Origin of the sequence: Ochrobactrum teleogrylli, assembly GCF_037482325.1 — a bacterium.
GTDB classification, from domain to species: Bacteria; Pseudomonadota; Alphaproteobacteria; order Rhizobiales; family Rhizobiaceae; genus Brucella; species Brucella teleogrylli.
On the sequence record NZ_JBBHKQ010000001.1, the window covers coordinates 2135955 to 2152160 of the forward strand.

Genomic DNA, 16206 nt, shown 5'->3' on the forward strand with positions numbered 1-16206 from the left:
CGGCAGCGCAAAAGCCATCATCGCGCTGCGCCAGAACGCGCAAGCCGCCGCTTTTGCCACCTGATCGGGAAAAACAAATGCCGCCCGAAGGAACTGGGGCGGCATCGATTTGGATTATTTGCTCTTGGTTTCGCGCTTCTGATGTTCCTGCAGAATGCGCTGCTTGAGAACATTGGAAGCCTTGAAGGTCATCACGCGTCGCGGAAGAATTGGTACTTCTTCGCCGGTCTTCGGATTGCGACCGATACGTTCGTTCTTGTCGCGGACCTGAAAAGTGGCAAATGACGACAGCTTCACTGTTTCGCCATTGACGATTGCGTCACAGACCTCATCGAGAATCATCTCGACCAAAGCCGCCGACTCCGTTCTGGAAAGACCGACCTTCCGGTAAACAGCCTCTGCCAGATCAGCCCGCGTGACCGTTTTACCTCCCATAACCGAACCCACCTGGTTAGCGTTTGAACAGATAATATCCTTACGTGACAGGACGTTACACAAATAAAAGCGGCTCGGTCAAGCCGCGAGTTCCCTCGCGGTGGATCAATTTTGTTGCTTTTCTTTTCCGATCCGATTCCGAACGTGACCCGACGCGCCTGTTTTGCGGCGATTGGCTTACCAGCGCAGCAAAACCGCACCCCAGGTAAATCCGCCGCCCATGGCTTCGAGAAGAACCAGATCGCCCTTCTTGATCCGGCCGTCGGCAACGGCTGTGGCCAGCGCCAGCGGCACCGATGCCGCCGAGGTGTTGCCGTGGCGGTCAACGGTGATGACCACCTTGTTCTCGGCGATATTCAGTTTCTTGGCCGACGCGTCGATGATGCGCTTATTGGCCTGATGCGGCACAAACCAGTCGATATCGTCTGCCGTAAGGCCCGTTTCCGCGAAGGAAGCTTCGATAACGTCGGTGATCATGCCGACAGCGTGCTTGAAGACCTCACGGCCTTCCATGCGCAGGTGGCCGACGGTCTGCGTCGTCGAAGGGCCGCCATCGACATAGAGCTTTTCCTTGTGGTTGCCGTCCGAGCGCAGATTTGCAGCCAGAACGCCACGGTCCGAGGTCAGGCCCTTGCCTTCGGCAGCTTCCAGCACAACAGCGCCAGCGCCATCGCCAAACAGAACGCAGGTTGTGCGGTCGGTCCAGTCGAGAATGCGCGAGAAGGTTTCCGCACCAATGACCAAAACGCGCTCGGCCATGCCGCCGCGAATATAAAGGTCGGCGGTGGTGATCGCATAGATGAAGCCGCTGCAAACGGCCTGCATGTCGAAAGCGAAACCGGAGGTAATGCCAAGCTCACGCTGGATTTCTACCGCACTCGCCGGGAACGTGTTGTTCGGCGTCGATGTGGCGACCAGCACAAGGTCGATATCGGATGGCTGCAGGCCTGCATTTTCGATGGCCGCGCGCGCGGCGGCTGCACCCAGCGAAACCGTGGTTTCGCCCTCACCCGCGATATGGCGTTGGCGAATGCCCGTGCGCTGCACGATCCATTCGTCCGAGGTCTCTATGACACCCTCAAAATCGGTGTTCTTCATGACCCGCTTCGGCAATGCCGAACCGATACCCCGCACGACAGATCGTATCATTTTTTATTCCTGTCCTCATAAGCGAACGGAACGGGGCTATTGCCCGCACCGTCGAAATCCGCGCCCGTTCAGGGCAAATAATTACCTGGCCGCTTCGCCGCCTTCACTGGACGAAACATGCGGGTGACTGTGGTGAAAATGCGCCAGATCGGCTTCAATCTTCTGTAGAAGACGATTGCGCACCATGTCGTAGCCCACTTCGACCGCCGAGCAGAAGCCTTCGGCGCTCGCGCCGCCATGGCTCTTGATGACGATGCCACTCAAGCCAAGGAACACGCCGCCATTGACCTTGTTCGGGTCCATCTTTTCGCGAAGGCGATCAAAAGCGCCCTTGGCAAAGACATAGCCGATCTTGGCCAGCAAAGTGCGGCTCATGGCCTGACGGAGCAATGTCGCCATCTGACGCGCCGTGCCTTCAGCGGCCTTCAGAGCGATATTGCCGGTGAAGCCTTCGGTCACCACGACATCGACGCTACCTTTGCCAATGTCGTTGCCTTCCACGAAGCCGGAATATTGCAGACCATCCAGCGGCGTATCGCGCAGGATCTGCCCGGCTTCCTTGATTTCATCGAGGCCCTTGACCTCTTCCGTGCCCACATTCAGCAGGCCGACCGTCGGCTTGCGCACTTCAAACAGCGCCCGCGCCATGCCAGCGCCCATGACGGCGTAATCGACCAGCTGACGCGCATCGGCCCCAATCGTCGCGCCAACGTCCAGCACGATGCTTTCACCGCGCAGCGTCGGCCAGATGCCCGCAAGCGCCGGACGTTCGACATCCGACATCATGCGCAGGCAGAATTTCGACATGGCCATGAGTGCACCGGTATTGCCCGCGGAAACGCAGGCATCGGCTTCACCCGTCTTCACCGCTTCAATGGCCTTCCACATCGTGGACTTGCCGCGCCCGTTGCGCAGCGCCTGGCTTGGCTTGTCGTCCATACCGATGGCGACTTCGCAGGCACGAAACTCGGATGCGGCCTGCAACTTCGGAAAGCGCGCCAGCACCGGTTCAACCTGTCCGGCCAGACCGAAAAAGATAAAACGCATGTCGGGGTGGCGCTCAAGCGCCTTTGCCGCGCCGGGGACGACCACTTCAGGACCGAAATCACCGCCCATCGCGTCAATCGATATTTTTACCACTCTTGATTATTCCTGTTCGATCCCTGCTCGCCCCCTGCTCCCGGGCCGCGCTCGGGGCGCGACAGGGCTTTCGGCGAAAATAGTGGTTTTGCGTTACCGTACAACAATATTCTGTCAAACGCGGCGCAAATCACCGTCAATTACGACTTGTCGCGCCATTCCGACAGCTTTGCAAAGGGCGAAACAGGCTTGTCACCCTCATCACCGGCATCGCCAAAGACCTGAGGTTCTGCTTCGTCAGGCAAACCGGGTTTGCGCGGATAAGGATCGATAGCCAGTTCGAAGAACTCTTCGGCAACCGCGCCCACATCAATCCGGTCGCCAACAAAGGTTTCCGGGCTATCGGCACCGTCTGCATCCAGCATCATTTCACCGCTTTCGTCGAGTTGAACGCGGGCCAGACGCGAATTTTCCGGCACGAAGATCGTATCGACTTCTTCCGCAATCACATTGGTCAGCGGCTCCAGCGTGGTGACACAAGCCTGCACGATTTCCGCATCGATGCGACCGCGCACACGAATGCCGTCTTTTTTCCACGGCGTCAGCAGAAATTCAGCCGAGAACGCGTTCACCGCCTCAAGCGCATGGCTGGCGGCAAGCGCGGCGCGTTCTTTCTCATCGGTGCCGATTGTCACTGTCACGCCCTTCTGGGGCAGGTGCAGAACCGGAACGGGATAGGTCAGCGCCGGCTTGTCAGTCATTTTGTTTTGCCTCTTCAGTATTATCATGCGTCAGCGCCAGCGCTGGATCTTCGGCATCCATAAAGGAAATCTCGCCAGCCACCAGAGTGCTGTCGTCGATTGCGCGCAGCCGGTCGCGACAACGCAGAACATATTCGCCTAAATGGCGAGCTTGTGGCCAAAATTCCAGATCAGGCCGAATATTTCGCGTCAGCGCGGCTGCTAGCGCTTCCGCATCGTCGGTGTCTAGCGCCGCGCCGTAGGTGGCGACCCGGCCATAAAACATGCGGGCAAGTTTTTTCATGCGTTTTGGAACACCCTGATCGCCGATTCCCAATTCGCGCAGCGAGTGGTCGACATCCTTGAAAAACTCGTCGGCCACCTCCTGGGCAAGCGCCATCAGAGCCGGATTGTCGCCGCGCATCCGGTGCAGTGTCAGGAAAATATGCACCGACAACATCTCATACCGGCCAAGTGGCGTATCCGGCACATGAAATTGTGCATAAAACCGTTTTTGCCGCGCCGCTGCCACGATCGCCTCGTAAACGCGAAGCACGATAGCCTCATTGGCCTTCGATTTGCGGCGGAAAAGTTGGAGAATCATCCCTGTACGACCGTTCCAGTTGCATATAGAAGCAAGGTGGTTTACCGAAGTTCTCCCGACGGCGAAAGTGCCGCGCTGATAATAGAATTATGGAGAGGTCTTTGTTGCAGCGGATTTTCTCAACTGTGCGTTCCGGCGCATCAACAGGCGCACGCAAGCAGCGTGCTCTTCTGGCTGGTACGGCAATTCTGTTTTCGGCCGCCCTCGCCGGATGCAACACCGCGTCCACGCTGAACCCGTCCGAGACGCTGACGGAAGGCTATGTGCTGGATCAGCAGGCGCTTGATTCGGTGCCGGTCGGCTCCAGCCGCGAGCAGGTGCTGCTGGCGCTTGGCACGCCGTCGACCACCGCGACCTTCGACAACGAAGTGTTCTATTACATTTCGCAGAAGCGCCATCGCATGGCTCAGTTCATGAAGCCGAAGCTGGTTGATCGCCAGATTCTCGCAATCTATTTCGACAAGGACGGCAAGGTTCAGAATATCGCCAATTACGGCATGCAGGACGGCAAGCTGTTCGATTTCGTATCGCGCACCACGCCAACCGGCGGCAAGGACCAGACCTTCTTGGGCCAGGTTATCCAGGGCGTTTCCAAAGCTCCGACCTCCGTGCCCGGAGCGGGAGCAGGCGGACCGGGCGGCAGCTGATCGCCGCAATATCTTATCCAAAGGAAAACCCGCCTCTCGGCGGGTTTTCTGTTTTCGGGATTTGAAAACGGATCAAGCCATATGCGCCAGCACTGCAAGCAGCAGAAGCGCCACGATATTGGTGATCTTGATCGCCGGATTGACCGCGGGACCGGCAGTATCCTTGTACGGATCGCCAACCGTATCGCCCGTCACCGACGCTTTATGCGCTTCCGAACCCTTGAGGTGCTTCACGCCCTCGGCGTCGGTAAAGCCGTCTTCGAAGCTCTTCTTGGCATTGTCCCATGCACCCCCACCGGAGGTCATGGAAATGGCCACGAACAGCCCATTGACGATGACGCCGAGCAGCGACGCGCCAAGCGCTGCGAAGGCCGCCGCCTTGGAGCCCGAAATCATCAGCACGCCGAAATAGACGACGAGCGGCGCCAGCACCGGCAGAAGCGACGGAATGATCATTTCGCGGATTGCCGCTTTGGTCAGAAGATCGACCGCGCGGGCATAATCCGGGCGTTCCTTGCCGGTCATAATGCCCGGCTTTTCCTTGAACTGGCGACGAACCTCCTGCACCACGGCCCCGCCTGCGCGACCCACAGCCGTCATGGCCATACCGCCGAACAGATAAGGGATAAGGCCGCCGAAGATCAGACCTGCCACCACATAGGGGTTGGACAGATCGAACGAAACCGGCCCCATATCCGCAAAGTACGGATAGGTCTGACCATTGGCAGCGAAGTAAGCAAGGTCGTTGGAATAGGCTGCGAACAGCACCAGAGCGCCCAAGCCCGCTGAACCGATGGCATAGCCCTTGGTCACGGCCTTGGTCGTGTTGCCGACCGCATCCAGCGCATCAGTGGACTTGCGCACTTCCGGGTCGAGACCGGCCATTTCCGCAATACCACCAGCGTTGTCAGTCACCGGTCCGAAGGCATCGAGCGCCACGATCATCCCGGCAATGCCCAGCATGGCCGTGACCGCAATAGCCGTGCCGAAGAGACCAGCAAGCTGATAGGTGCTGATGATGCCGCCAACAATCACGATGGCAGGCAAGGCGGTTGATTCCAGCGAAACGGCAAGGCCCTGAATGACATTTGTGCCATGCCCCGTCACGGAAGCCTGTGCGATGGAATTGACGGGACGCTTGTTGGTGCCTGTATAATATTCGGTAATCACCACGATCAGACCCGTCACGATGAGACCGATCAGCCCGCAGATGAAGAGATTGGTGCCGGTGATGCTCTTTCCGGCCACAGTGCCGATTTCGCCCCAGCCAATCGTCAGCGTGTTGGCAACGCCAAGCCCGATGATGGACAAGAGGCCCGTCACGATCAGGCCTTTATAGAGCGCGCCCATGATGGAGCCGTTGACGCCAAGCTTGACGAAGAACGTACCTGCTATCGAGGTGATCACGCAGGCTCCGCAGATCATCAGCGGATAGAGCATGACGCTCGACAACACGTCCGAACCATTGAAGAAGATCGCGCCCAGAACCATGGTGGCGACCACGGTAACGGCGTAGGTTTCGAACAGATCGGCCGCCATACCGGCGCAATCGCCGACATTATCGCCGACATTATCGGCGATGGTTGCTGGATTGCGCGGATCATCTTCCGGAATACCCGCTTCCACCTTGCCGACGAGATCGCCGCCGACATCCGCACCCTTGGTGAAGATACCGCCGCCGAGACGCGCGAAGATCGAAATCAGCGACGCGCCAAAGCCGAGCGCCACCAGTGCATCGATAACCGTGCGGTCGGCAGGCGCATAGCCCAGCCAGACAGTGAGAATGAAATAATAGACGGAGACGCCAAGCAGCGCGAGACCGGCCACCAGAAGGCCGGTAACGGCACCGGACTTGAAAGCCATTTCAAGCCCGCCTGCCAGACTCAAGGAAGCGGCCTGTGCTGTGCGCACATTGGCGCGCACTGAAACATGCATCCCGATAAAGCCTGTGACGCCGGACAGGATTGCGCCGATCAGAAAGCCGATAGCGGCGCTCAACGACAGCAAATACCATGCGGCGAGGAACACGACGACGCCGACAATCGCAATCGTGGAATATTGTCGTGTGAGATAGGCCGACGCACCCTCACGGATGGCGCCAGCGATTTCCTGCATACGTGGAGTTCCCTGATCGGCCGCCAGGATCGAACGGATCGACCAGAAGGCGAAAAGAACGGAAACCACGCCGCAGGCAATAACGAGAAGTAAAACTGCCACTCCCATTTGCATAAAGGCCAACTCCTATTGAGTTTGCGCCGGCTACCGTCAGCTTGACCTCAGATAACATCCGTTTACTCGGCAATTAACGGCAGGCATATGCGCATGAAGGCCCGAAAACCCCTCCCCGGGCCGATTAGAGCGGCATGGAAAGTGCTTGAAGCCACCACTTCGTACCGGGCTTCAACGGTATAGTTTCATCAGGAACTTAACGCCTTGAAATCAAATAATTACAAAGTTCCCTTGCAGTCGGTCATTCTCAATGCCGCATGACCAACATGCGAAACGGTTTAACAAACGTCAAGACGTTCTTTGCCAGCATACAATGAAAGAAGGGCTGTGATTTCTCACAGCCCTTCTTGCTTTTATCAATCTCTAAAACCGCTCTTAGTGGCGCGGCTTGGTCCCACGGCTTTCACCGCGAATAACGAAGGCAAGGCGGTCGAGCACGGCATTGACGAGCTTCGGCTCGTCTTCGGTGTAGAAAGCCTTGGCGATATCGACATATTCCGAGACAATCACGGCGGTCGGCACATCGTTGCGCGAGGTCAGCTCCCATGCACCGGCGCGAAGGATCGCGCGCAGCGTGGAATCGAGACGCGACAGCGGCCAGTCCTCGGTCAATGCCTGATGGATCATCGGATCAAGCTTGAGCTGGCTGTCGACAACACCGGCGACGATGGCGCGGAACCATTGCGGATCGGCATCGAGATATTGCGTACCATCCACTTCCTTGCCGAGGCGGAAGGCTTCGTATTCTGCGACCACTTCCATCACGCCCGTACCGGCAACGTCCATCTGGTAGAGCGCCTGCACGGCTGCAAGCCGGGCAACGCCACGCTTGTTCGCCGTACGCGGCAGGTTTGGTGTCGGGCGACCTTCTGCGGAAGAACTCATAATATTCACGCTCCGAACTTCTTGCGCAGATCAATCATGGTCAGTGCGGCGCGGGCAGCAAAACCGCCCTTGTCCTTGTCTTCACGACGCGCGCGCACCCATGCCTGTTCGTCATTCTCGACGGTCAGAATGCCGTTGCCGATGGCAAGGCTTTCTTCAACGGCCAAATCGGTCAGCGCACGGCAGGATTCGTTTGCAACGATGTCGAAATGATAGGTCTCACCACGGATCACCGTGCCCAGCGCGACATAACCGTCATATTCGGTGCCGTCATTGTCGGCGCCATCGAGGGCAAAGGAAATGGTGGCCGGAATTTCCAGCGCGCCCGGTACGGTCACGACGTCATAGGTGGCGCCCGCATCGTCCAGAGCCGCCTTTGCGCCATCAAGAAGTGCATCGGCAAGATCGTCGTAGAAACGTGCTTCAACAATAAGCAAATGCGGCGCGCGCGCCTCGTGATCGGACATGAGAAACTCCATGACAAATTTTGCGGACCGCAAGACCTGCGGTCAACGCTTAAATCGGGATATGCTTTTACAGCCTGGAATTTTAGGCTGTAAGCCTATTTCCGATATTGCGCAAGCCTTGCCGCATAGCGTGCGAGCTGGTCGATCTCGATATTCACCTTGTCACCCGCTTTTCGCTGACCCCATGTTGTCACTTCCAGCGAATGGCGGATGAGCAAAACGTCAAATTCATTACCGTTCACACCGTTGACCGTCAGCGACGTGCCATCGAGCGCGACCGAACCCTTCTGGGCGATGAATGGCGCAAGTTCTTCCGGCGCACGCAGGGTGAAGCGCACCGCGTCGCCCTCATCCTTGCGTGCAACGATTTCCGCCTGTCCATCGACATGGCCGGAAACCAGATGCCCGCCCATTTCGTCGCCGAGCTTCAGCGAGCGTTCCAGATTGATATTGGTTCCATTTTCCCACGTGGAGATGGTGGTCAGGCGCAGGGCTTCTTCCCATGCTTCCACTTCAAACCAGCGGGCATTGGTGCCCTTTTCCGGCAGCGCAACGACGGTCAGGCAAACACCGGAACACGCAATCGATGCGCCAAGCTCGATGGTTTCGGGATCGTAGACGGTCTCGATACGCAGCAACACGCCTTCATTCAGCGGCTTGATCCGGTCAACCTTGCCGATATCGGTAATAATGCCTGTAAACATCAAGACTTCCTTACATATTCCGCATAAGCATCGTCACCGAAACGCGCCTGCCTGAGAATTTTGAATTCTTCTGCGATATGGGTTTCAAGACCGGGGACGGCAACCCCATCGGCAGCACCAATTTCAATCGGTGAGCGGAAGGTAATCAAGCGGTCAACCAGCTTTTCTTCCAGAAAGCTCTTGGCCACACCCGCGCCGCCTTCCACGAGAACGGAACCAATACCCTGCGCGGCAAGGTCGTCCATCAATTCCGGCAAGGCAATCCGGCAATCATGCGCCTCGGTCGCCAGAATGCGGCACCCTGCCGCCTTCAGTTCGTACCGCCGTTCCGGCGATGCATCGTCTACACAGGCAATCCAAAGCGGCTGCGCATCCGCCGACTGAACCAGCTTCGAAGCCAATGGCAACCGCAAACCACTGTCGAGCACGACGCGGATGGGCGAGCGCTGTTCAAGCCCCGGCAGGCGGCAGTTCAAAACCGGATCGTCTGCAAGCGCCGTTTCGATACCAATCAGGATAACATCAGTTTGCGACCGTAAGATGTGGGATTGGGCGCGCGACACCTGGCCGGTAATCGGCACCTGCCCCTCGCCCTTTTTTCCGATCATGCCATCTGCGGAAAGTGCAAGTTTCAGAATCACTTCCGGGCGTTTCCTGGAAGATCGATTCAGGTAGCCAGCGAGATCATCGGCTGCCTTTTCGGCGAGGATGCCCGGCTCCACTTCAATACCCGCTTCGCGCAGGATGGCGAAGCCCTTTCCGCTGACCCGATCATCCGGATCGGTGGCCGCGACGACAACGCGGGCCACACCGGCACGCACCAGCGCTTCAGCGCAAGGCGGCGTGCGACCATGATGGGCGCATGGTTCCAGCGTCACATAGGCCGTTGCGCCTCGCGCCGCCTCGCCTGCATCGGCAAGCGCCTGCGGCTCGGAATGCGGCCTGCCGCCCAGTGCGGTCACGCCGCGTCCGACGATGACGCCATCCTTGACGATCAGCGTGCCGACGGATGGATTGGTGCCCGTCAGCCCCTTGTGACGACGGGCATAACGGATTGTCGCTTCCATGAAGCGGATATCGTCCGAAGTTACGTCGGAATGCGGAAATTCCAGTGCAGTCATGCCTATCTATCCAGATCGTCCTCGGTATCGGGAGCTGCCAGTTCATCGATCACATTATGGAAATCGACGGCCTTGCTGAAATTGCGATAGACCGATGCAAACCGGATATAGGCAATATCATCCACCCCCTTCAGCGCATCCATCGCCAGACGACCGATCTCGTCGGATGTCACCTCCGCCTCCCCCGAGCTTTCAAGCTGGCGAACAATTCCGGAAATCGCACGTTCGATACGCTCGCTGTCGACTTCGCGCTTGCGCAGCGCCACTTCGATGGAGCGGGTCAGCTTGTCACGGTCGAAAGGCACACGGCGTCCGCTTTTCTTCACGACCATCAGGTCGCGAAGCTGGACACGTTCGAATGTGGTGAAGCGCCCGCCGCAAACCGAGCAGACACGACGCCTGCGAATGACCGCACCATCCTCCGCAGGACGGGAATCCTTCACTTGCGTATCTTCAGATTGGCAATAGGGACAACGCATGGAACTCTTTCACTCACTCTTCGAAGACTGATTCCTACAGATCATAGCTGATCTGCGCCAATCAACCTACCGAATGCGACACACCGGGTATGACGGGCAAAAAAGCCCCGCTCAACAGGGTTGAACGGGGCTTTTGAAATTCAGGCGATCAGGTTTACCCCTGATAGCCATACATCGGGAAACGGTCAGTCAGAGCGACGACCTTATCCTTCACAGCCTGTTCGACGGCGGCATTGCCTTCATCGGAATTAGCGACCTTCAAACCGTCGAGAACTTCGGCAATCAGCGAGCCGATTTCCTTGAATTCGGTTACGCCGAAACCGCGCGTGGTGCCGGCTGGCGTGCCGAGACGAACGCCGGAGGTGACAAACGGCTTTTCAGGGTCGAACGGAATACCGTTCTTGTTGCAGGTGATGTTGGCGCGACCGAGAGCGGCTTCCGCACGCTTGCCGGTTGCGTTCTTAGGACGCAGATCAACCAGCATCAGATGGTTATCGGTGCCGCCGGAAACAATATCGAGGCCATGCGACTTCAGTTCTTCCGAAAGTGCACGCGCATTGTCAACGACGTTTTTGGCATAGAGCTTGAATTCTGGCTTCAGCGCTTCACCGAAGGCAACAGCCTTACCGGCGATAACATGCATGAGCGGACCGCCCTGAAGACCGGGGAACACAGCCGAGTTGATCTTCTTGGCAATGTCCGCATCGTTGGTCAGAATCATGCCGCCACGCGGGCCGCGCAGAGACTTGTGCGTCGTCGTCGTGCAGACATGGGCATGCGGGATCGGCGACGGATGCTGGCCACCGGCAACCAGACCGGCAATATGCGCCATATCGACCATGAGATAAGCGCCAACTTCATCGGCGATCTCGCGGAAACGCTTCCAGTCCCAGATGCGCGAATAAGCGGTGCCGCCAGCGAGAATCAACTTCGGCTTGTTTTCGCGGGCAAGGCGAGCCACTTCGTCCATATCGAGCAGATGGTCGTCCTGACGGACGCCATAGGACACGACATTAAACCACTTGCCAGACATGTTGACCGGCGAACCATGCGTCAGGTGACCACCCGAATTGAGATCGAGACCCATGAAGGTGTCGCCCGGCTGCAGCAGAGCCAGGAACACGGCCTGATTCATCTGGCTACCGGAATTCGGCTGAACATTGGCGAATTCGCAGCCGAAGAGCTTCTTGGCGCGTTCGATTGCCAGTTCTTCCACCACGTCCACATACTGGCAGCCACCATAATAGCGCTTGCCCGGATATCCTTCGGCATATTTGTTGGTGAGGATGGAGCCCTGCGCTTCGAGAACAGCCCGCGAAACGATGTTTTCCGAGGCGATCAGCTCGATTTCATGGCGCTGACGACCGAGTTCGTTGCGAATTGCACCGAAAATTTCGGAATCGATGTCCTCGAGGCTTGCATTGAAGAAAGCGTCGGAAAACGCATTCTTGGCGGCGGCGTTGGCTTGAGACATTTTCACACCCTCCGGGTCAGCCGGTAAAAGCTATTGGATGAGGCGCATTATCACACTTGAATGCCCAAGGCCAATGGCCGCAAAGCGAAAAGCATGTTCCAAAATGCGGCAAACCGATTTGATATCGGTTTAACAACTAAAAAAGCCGCTCCGAATATTCGAGGCGGCTCTTTTTCAGTCGGAAATATCGAAAAATCAGGTGTCTGTACCAAGCGCCAGCGAGGCTGCGCCGTCCATCTTGTAAATGTCGTCGCGGAACTGCACGACACCGTCACCCGTCGACCAGGCCGAAATATACACGAAGTGCAGCGGCACGGGATCGGCGACCTGAATAGGCGTGTTGTTGCCCGTACGGATCGTTTCTTCGATGTTCTGGCGATCCCAGCCAGCGGTGTTCTTCAAGAGCCAGACGTCCAGATCGCGAACATTCTGCACGCGCACGCAGCCCGACGAGTCGAAACGCATGAGCTTGTTGAAATAGCTCTTCTGCGGCGTGTCGTGCATATAGACGGCATACTGGTTGTGGAAGTTGATCTTGGTCGAGGACATGGCGTTGATCTTGCCCGGGTCCTGACGGAACATCAGCTTCACGGCGTCGTCCGTGTTCCAGTCGATGCTTTCCGGCGGAACTTCCTGACCGGCCTGATTGTAGAGCCGGATCTTGTTCTTCGCCAGATATTGCGGGTCCTTCCGCATCAGCGGAATGATGTCCTTCTGGATGATGGACTTCGGCGCCGTCCAGTAAGGATTGAGAATGACTTCATGAATCTTCGAATTAAGGATTGGCGTCTGGCGGTCGATCTTGCCCACAACGGCGGTGTGGCGCTGCATGACGCTGCCATTTTCAACGGCTTCAATCCGCGCAGCCGGGATATTCACCATCACGAAACGCTGTTCCTGCATACCGGCGCTGACCAGCGGCGAAAGACGCTGCAAGTTGGTCTGGAGCTGGCCGAGGCGCGTATTCACGTCTACATTCATCGCGGCATAGGTGAACTGGCCCATCACGCCGTCTGCCGGCAGACCATGACGCGACTGGAAGCGCTTCACTGCGGCATCAACATAGGTGTCGAAGGCGTTGGAAAGACCAGCGCCCTGCGGCAGATCGCCAGAGACCATGAGGCGCTTGCGCAGATACTGGACCGACTGGTCATTCACGCCAAGCTGAAGCTTTGCATTGCCCGGAACGGTCGGCCAACCGCCGCGACCGGCAATATCGCTATATTGTGCAATGGCATTTTGAAGATTGCCGACAGTCTGCTGGCTCAGAACTGGCTGGTTGGTCGCAACCTTCTGGCCGCCTGTCGCGCGCGCATCGAACTGGTCATCCCAGTTACCGCGCCGCGGCGACGCGAGCACATCGTTAAAAGCCTGCTGTGCAAAGGACGACGTCGCAAAAGCCGAGGCTGCCACGGAAAGGCCAGCTGTTGCAGCACCGCGCAGGAAGCGGCGGCGGTCCACTTTGAAAGCTTCGGCATTCTTGTCAGTTTTGGTCATTTGCTTGGTCCCAAAAAGGCGCGCCGCTCATCGGTCAATGTCGGCGGCAGTCGTCCGAGAATATCAGCAACAGTGTTTCAAGGCGATAGCCGACCCGCAACCATATGCGCGCCCGCTTATATCTCCCGACCTGTTGGAAGATGGCACATTCTTGCCCGTACAGTCTTGAGGACTGCTTATGTCGGTTTTTATGGCTTAATCATGTCGCGCGGCCCAGTTTGCAAGCCACGCGCGTCAAGATCGAAGCATAATTGCCCATCCGCCTCAGTAAATGCCGGTCCGTTGTGTCCGTTCTGCAACAAACGCGCCCGAAGGCCGGTCCATTTATCAGAGACGGTAAGCGATGCTGTCGTTCCAGAAGCGGTCGAGACGCTGCAAGGACTTGTTCATCGCCATGAATTCTTCAACCTGAATTCCGCCGACCTGTTCGATGGACAGGACGTGACGTTCGTAAAGTGCTGCAACCTGATTGGCGATCTCATTGCCCTTGTCGGTCAGGCTGACGCGCACCGAACGGCGGTCGACACGCGAACGCTGGTGATGAATGAAGCCCATTTCGACGAGCTTCTTGAGGTTGTAGGAAACATTCGAGCCGAGATAGTAACCGCGTGAGCGCAGTTCACCGGCGGTCAGTTCCGAATTACCAATGTTGAAAAGCAGCAGTGCCTGCGTTGCGTTGATGTCGAGCTGACCGTTGCGGTCGAATTCGTCCTTCACAACATCAAGCAGACGGCGGTGCAGACGCTCCACTAGTTGAAGGGCTTCCAGATACAGGCTGCGGAGTGCGGCTTCCGGAGCATAGAGCGGAGCGTCGATTTTGCGCTGAGCATTCATCATTGTCTTTGCCTCTCTGTCGGAGCCGCATTCGGGAAATCCAAGATGCCGCTCTCTTCCTGTTTTATGCAGCGATGTTTCTCGCTGTTCTGAGAGGACTTTAGGCGAGATGCATAAAATTCGACTTAAAAGTCAGACTTAACAGTAGCTTACCAAGGGGAATGCAAATTCAGGCTTAATGTTTACTTACCTGCGCCCGCGATCAGACCGGAATGCTGGCCTTTGCCTGCCGCCGTTTTTCCAGCGCCAGCAGGACGCGGAACACGATATAAACGAGGATGCAGACGGCGTTGAACGTGACCGTCAACGGCCTGCTTTCAAAGTTCCGTTCAAAGACCGAATAGATGCTGATCTCGCCGATTGCGGCCACGAACCAAAGCACGGGCCCCCAGGTTGCCCGCATCCAGAGACCCGTTGCGGCAACCGGCATTAATACCGCCAGCGCGACCACGGCGGTCTGCCACATCCATGGCATCAGATCGAACCGCCAGAGCAATCCCGGATGAATGCCGATGAGCCGCACCCAATAGAAAACGCCGCTTGCAAGCGCAGTCAGCGCCAGCAATCGAATGAACCATGTAAATGTCCATTCCAGGCCGCTCGGTTGCGTGTGCTGGCGCAACTCATCCATATGCATCAGCAATTCCTCATGAGAACGTCAGTTCCTTTTCGCCAAGATTGACGAAATAGGCGTTCACCTGTTCCGGCTTCACGTCCTCGATGGAAGCCGGTTGCCAGGATGGCGCGCCATCCTTGTCGATCAGAAGTGCCCGCACGCCTTCATAAAAGTCGTGCGCTTCCAGCATGCGGCTGGCAATGCGATATTCCATGCGCATGCAATCATCGAGATCGAGCGGGCGACCATCGGCGATCTGCCGGAAGGTCACCGCCACGCTGGTCGGCGACCGCGTTGCGATCACGTTCAGAATATCCGTCGCCGGTTTGCTGCCCGAAGCTGCGGCCTTGTCCAGCAGGTTCATGCAATCGGCAAGCGTCGCGCCGGAAAAGCATTCTTTGATCACATTCCGCGCTTCTGCCGGGGTTTCGAAATCGGGATACTGGCTGCGGGTCAATGCAGCGTCGATATCGGCCGTCGCGATGAGGTCCTCGCGCACGTCATTGAGATCGCTGGCTGCAACCGCATGGGTGGCAATTCCGCTCTGGAGGCAATCACCCCAGCGAATACGATTGCCCGTCAAGGCGAGATAATAGCCGAAATTGTCGTGGAGATGCGGCAGGAACGCGCTTCCTCCAACATCGGGAAAGAAACCGATTCCGGTTTCCGGCATGGCGAACATGGTGTTTTCGGTCACGATGCGATGCGAGCCGTGCACCGAAATGCCAGCGCCGCCACCCATGATGATGCCGTTGATCAGCGAGATATAAGGCTTGGGGAAACGGCCAATGCGGGCATTGAGCCGATATTCATCGCGGAAAAATTCGTAAGCGGGCGTTCCCTCGCGGCCAGACTTGTAGGCAGCCACCACATCGCCGCCAGCGCAGAATGCCCGGCCCTCGCCTTCCAGAATCACGCAGGCGACTTCGGGATCGTTTTCCCAGGCCTGCAATGCGCGGTCGAGCGCCAGAATCATCTTGTGCGTCAGCGCGTTGAGCGCTGCGGTCCGGGTCAGCCTTACCAGACCGGCTTTTCCCTTGCGTTCGAAGCCGATTTCGTCGCCACCGCCAAAGTCAATCTGCATATCTTGTCTCCCGTTCCCCCAAATGGGTAGAAAGTGAGACGCCCCGCGTCAATCCCACACAGGCGAGAGTGGGCCAATCTTCTTGGTTTCACCACTTTTCCCGTGATAAACGGTGCGCATCCGAAGTCAGCCCTTTGATTGCATTTGCATCGCGGCTTCCA

At 57.4% G+C, this 16206-nt stretch carries 17 protein-coding genes; 1 reads left to right on the forward strand and 16 read right to left on the reverse strand.

All coding sequences use genetic code 11. The features are described from left to right. Positions 1-114 precede the first annotated feature (114 nt). The 5 genes from WIX40_RS10015 to WIX40_RS10035 form a co-directional block, all read right to left on the reverse strand. Positions 115-435 carry an integration host factor subunit alpha gene (locus WIX40_RS10015; RefSeq protein WP_078340512.1) on the reverse strand — a complete coding sequence of 107 codons (321 nt, stop codon included), beginning with the start codon at positions 433-435 and terminating at the stop codon, positions 115-117. Positions 436-612: 177 nt separating this feature from the next. After that, entirely contained in the window at positions 613-1584 is a 972-nt protein-coding gene (locus WIX40_RS10020) for a beta-ketoacyl-ACP synthase III (protein ID WP_121535736.1), read from the reverse strand. Between the two features lie 81 nt (positions 1585-1665). Then, positions 1666-2724, reverse strand: a complete 1059-nt coding sequence (plsX, locus tag WIX40_RS10025; protein WP_109368737.1) for a phosphate acyltransferase PlsX — start codon at positions 2722-2724, stop codon at positions 1666-1668. A 140-nt stretch (positions 2725-2864) separates the two neighbouring features. After that, positions 2865-3425, reverse strand: a complete 561-nt coding sequence (locus WIX40_RS10030; RefSeq protein ID WP_121535733.1) for a YceD family protein — start codon at positions 3423-3425, stop codon at positions 2865-2867. Then, the gene (locus tag WIX40_RS10035; RefSeq protein WP_109368735.1) at positions 3418-4008 is read right to left on the reverse strand and encodes a ubiquinol-cytochrome C chaperone family protein; all 591 of its coding nucleotides are present in this window, start codon (positions 4006-4008) and stop codon (positions 3418-3420) included. The genes WIX40_RS10030 and WIX40_RS10035 overlap by 8 nt, the downstream gene beginning before the upstream one ends. Before the next feature lie 89 nt (positions 4009-4097). Here WIX40_RS10035 and WIX40_RS10040 point away from each other — a divergent pair, with 89 nt between their 5' ends. Further along, positions 4098-4655 (forward strand): outer membrane protein assembly factor BamE, encoded by a 558-nt coding sequence (locus WIX40_RS10040; RefSeq protein WP_109368734.1) that lies wholly within the window; start codon positions 4098-4100, stop codon positions 4653-4655. A 72-nt stretch (positions 4656-4727) separates the two neighbouring features. Here the strand turns inward: WIX40_RS10040 and WIX40_RS10045 are convergent, their stop codons facing one another. From WIX40_RS10045 to WIX40_RS10095, 11 genes are all read right to left on the reverse strand, one after another. Continuing rightward, positions 4728-6884 (reverse strand): sodium-translocating pyrophosphatase, encoded by a 2157-nt coding sequence (locus tag WIX40_RS10045; RefSeq protein ID WP_109368733.1) that lies wholly within the window; start codon positions 6882-6884, stop codon positions 4728-4730. A gap of 375 nt (positions 6885-7259) precedes the next feature. Next, positions 7260-7769 carry a transcription antitermination factor NusB gene (gene nusB / locus WIX40_RS10050; RefSeq protein ID WP_109368732.1) on the reverse strand — a complete coding sequence of 170 codons (510 nt, stop codon included), beginning with the start codon at positions 7767-7769 and terminating at the stop codon, positions 7260-7262. A 5-nt stretch (positions 7770-7774) separates the two neighbouring features. Further along, positions 7775-8236, reverse strand: coding sequence for a 6,7-dimethyl-8-ribityllumazine synthase (locus WIX40_RS10055; protein WP_109370205.1), 462 nt, complete (start codon positions 8234-8236; stop codon positions 7775-7777). A 95-nt stretch (positions 8237-8331) separates the two neighbouring features. After that, a complete protein-coding gene (locus tag WIX40_RS10060; RefSeq protein WP_109368731.1) occupies positions 8332-8940 on the reverse strand; it encodes a riboflavin synthase in 609 nt (202 codons plus the stop codon). After that, a complete protein-coding gene (gene ribD / locus WIX40_RS10065) occupies positions 8940-10061 on the reverse strand; it encodes a bifunctional diaminohydroxyphosphoribosylaminopyrimidine deaminase/5-amino-6-(5-phosphoribosylamino)uracil reductase RibD (RefSeq protein ID WP_339439838.1) in 1122 nt (373 codons plus the stop codon). Before ribD ends, WIX40_RS10060 begins: the two co-directional genes overlap by 1 nt. Before the next feature lie 2 nt (positions 10062-10063). Then, the gene (gene nrdR / locus WIX40_RS10070; protein WP_109368729.1) at positions 10064-10540 is read right to left on the reverse strand and encodes a transcriptional regulator NrdR; all 477 of its coding nucleotides are present in this window, start codon (positions 10538-10540) and stop codon (positions 10064-10066) included. A 154-nt stretch (positions 10541-10694) separates the two neighbouring features. After that, entirely contained in the window at positions 10695-12014 is a 1320-nt protein-coding gene (gene glyA, locus WIX40_RS10075) for a serine hydroxymethyltransferase (RefSeq protein ID WP_109368728.1), read from the reverse strand. Between the two features lie 195 nt (positions 12015-12209). After that, a complete protein-coding gene (locus WIX40_RS10080) occupies positions 12210-13511 on the reverse strand; it encodes a L,D-transpeptidase family protein (protein ID WP_109368727.1) in 1302 nt (433 codons plus the stop codon). 327 nt (positions 13512-13838) lie between these two features. After that, on the reverse strand, positions 13839-14348 hold the full coding sequence (gene ldtR, locus WIX40_RS10085; RefSeq protein ID WP_078340499.1) for a transcriptional regulator LdtR: 510 nt from the start codon (positions 14346-14348) through the stop codon (positions 13839-13841). Between the two features lie 199 nt (positions 14349-14547). Continuing rightward, positions 14548-14982 carry a DUF6163 family protein gene (locus WIX40_RS10090; protein WP_109368726.1) on the reverse strand — a complete coding sequence of 145 codons (435 nt, stop codon included), beginning with the start codon at positions 14980-14982 and terminating at the stop codon, positions 14548-14550. A gap of 10 nt (positions 14983-14992) precedes the next feature. Next, the gene (locus tag WIX40_RS10095) at positions 14993-16045 is read right to left on the reverse strand and encodes an enoyl-CoA hydratase/isomerase family protein (RefSeq protein ID WP_109368725.1); all 1053 of its coding nucleotides are present in this window, start codon (positions 16043-16045) and stop codon (positions 14993-14995) included. Positions 16046-16206 lie beyond the last annotated feature (161 nt).

Coding starts and splice junctions, on each gene's coding strand:
- WIX40_RS10020 (WP_121535736.1), bottom strand. CDS start 1,584: ATGATACGATCTGTCGTGCGGGGTATCGGTTCGGCATTGCCGAAGCGG.
- WIX40_RS10040 (WP_109368734.1), top strand. CDS start 4,098: ATGGAGAGGTCTTTGTTGCAGCGGATTTTCTCAACTGTGCGTTCCGGC.
- WIX40_RS10060 (WP_109368731.1), bottom strand. CDS start 8,940: ATGTTTACAGGCATTATTACCGATATCGGCAAGGTTGACCGGATCAAG.
- glyA (WP_109368728.1), bottom strand. CDS start 12,014: ATGTCTCAAGCCAACGCCGCCGCCAAGAATGCGTTTTCCGACGCTTTC.
- nrdR (WP_109368729.1), bottom strand. CDS start 10,540: ATGCGTTGTCCCTATTGCCAATCTGAAGATACGCAAGTGAAGGATTCC.
- WIX40_RS10090 (WP_109368726.1), bottom strand. CDS start 14,982: ATGCATATGGATGAGTTGCGCCAGCACACGCAACCGAGCGGCCTGGAA.
- WIX40_RS10030 (WP_121535733.1), bottom strand. CDS start 3,425: ATGACTGACAAGCCGGCGCTGACCTATCCCGTTCCGGTTCTGCACCTG.
- WIX40_RS10035 (WP_109368735.1), bottom strand. CDS start 4,008: ATGATTCTCCAACTTTTCCGCCGCAAATCGAAGGCCAATGAGGCTATC.
- WIX40_RS10015 (WP_078340512.1), bottom strand. CDS start 435: ATGGGAGGTAAAACGGTCACGCGGGCTGATCTGGCAGAGGCTGTTTAC.
- WIX40_RS10045 (WP_109368733.1), bottom strand. CDS start 6,884: ATGCAAATGGGAGTGGCAGTTTTACTTCTCGTTATTGCCTGCGGCGTG.
- ribD (WP_339439838.1), bottom strand. CDS start 10,061: ATGACTGCACTGGAATTTCCGCATTCCGACGTAACTTCGGACGATATC.
- WIX40_RS10080 (WP_109368727.1), bottom strand. CDS start 13,511: ATGACCAAAACTGACAAGAATGCCGAAGCTTTCAAAGTGGACCGCCGC.
- WIX40_RS10095 (WP_109368725.1), bottom strand. CDS start 16,045: ATGCAGATTGACTTTGGCGGTGGCGACGAAATCGGCTTCGAACGCAAG.
- ldtR (WP_078340499.1), bottom strand. CDS start 14,348: ATGATGAATGCTCAGCGCAAAATCGACGCTCCGCTCTATGCTCCGGAA.
- WIX40_RS10055 (WP_109370205.1), bottom strand. CDS start 8,236: ATGTCCGATCACGAGGCGCGCGCGCCGCATTTGCTTATTGTTGAAGCA.
- nusB (WP_109368732.1), bottom strand. CDS start 7,769: ATGAGTTCTTCCGCAGAAGGTCGCCCGACACCAAACCTGCCGCGTACG.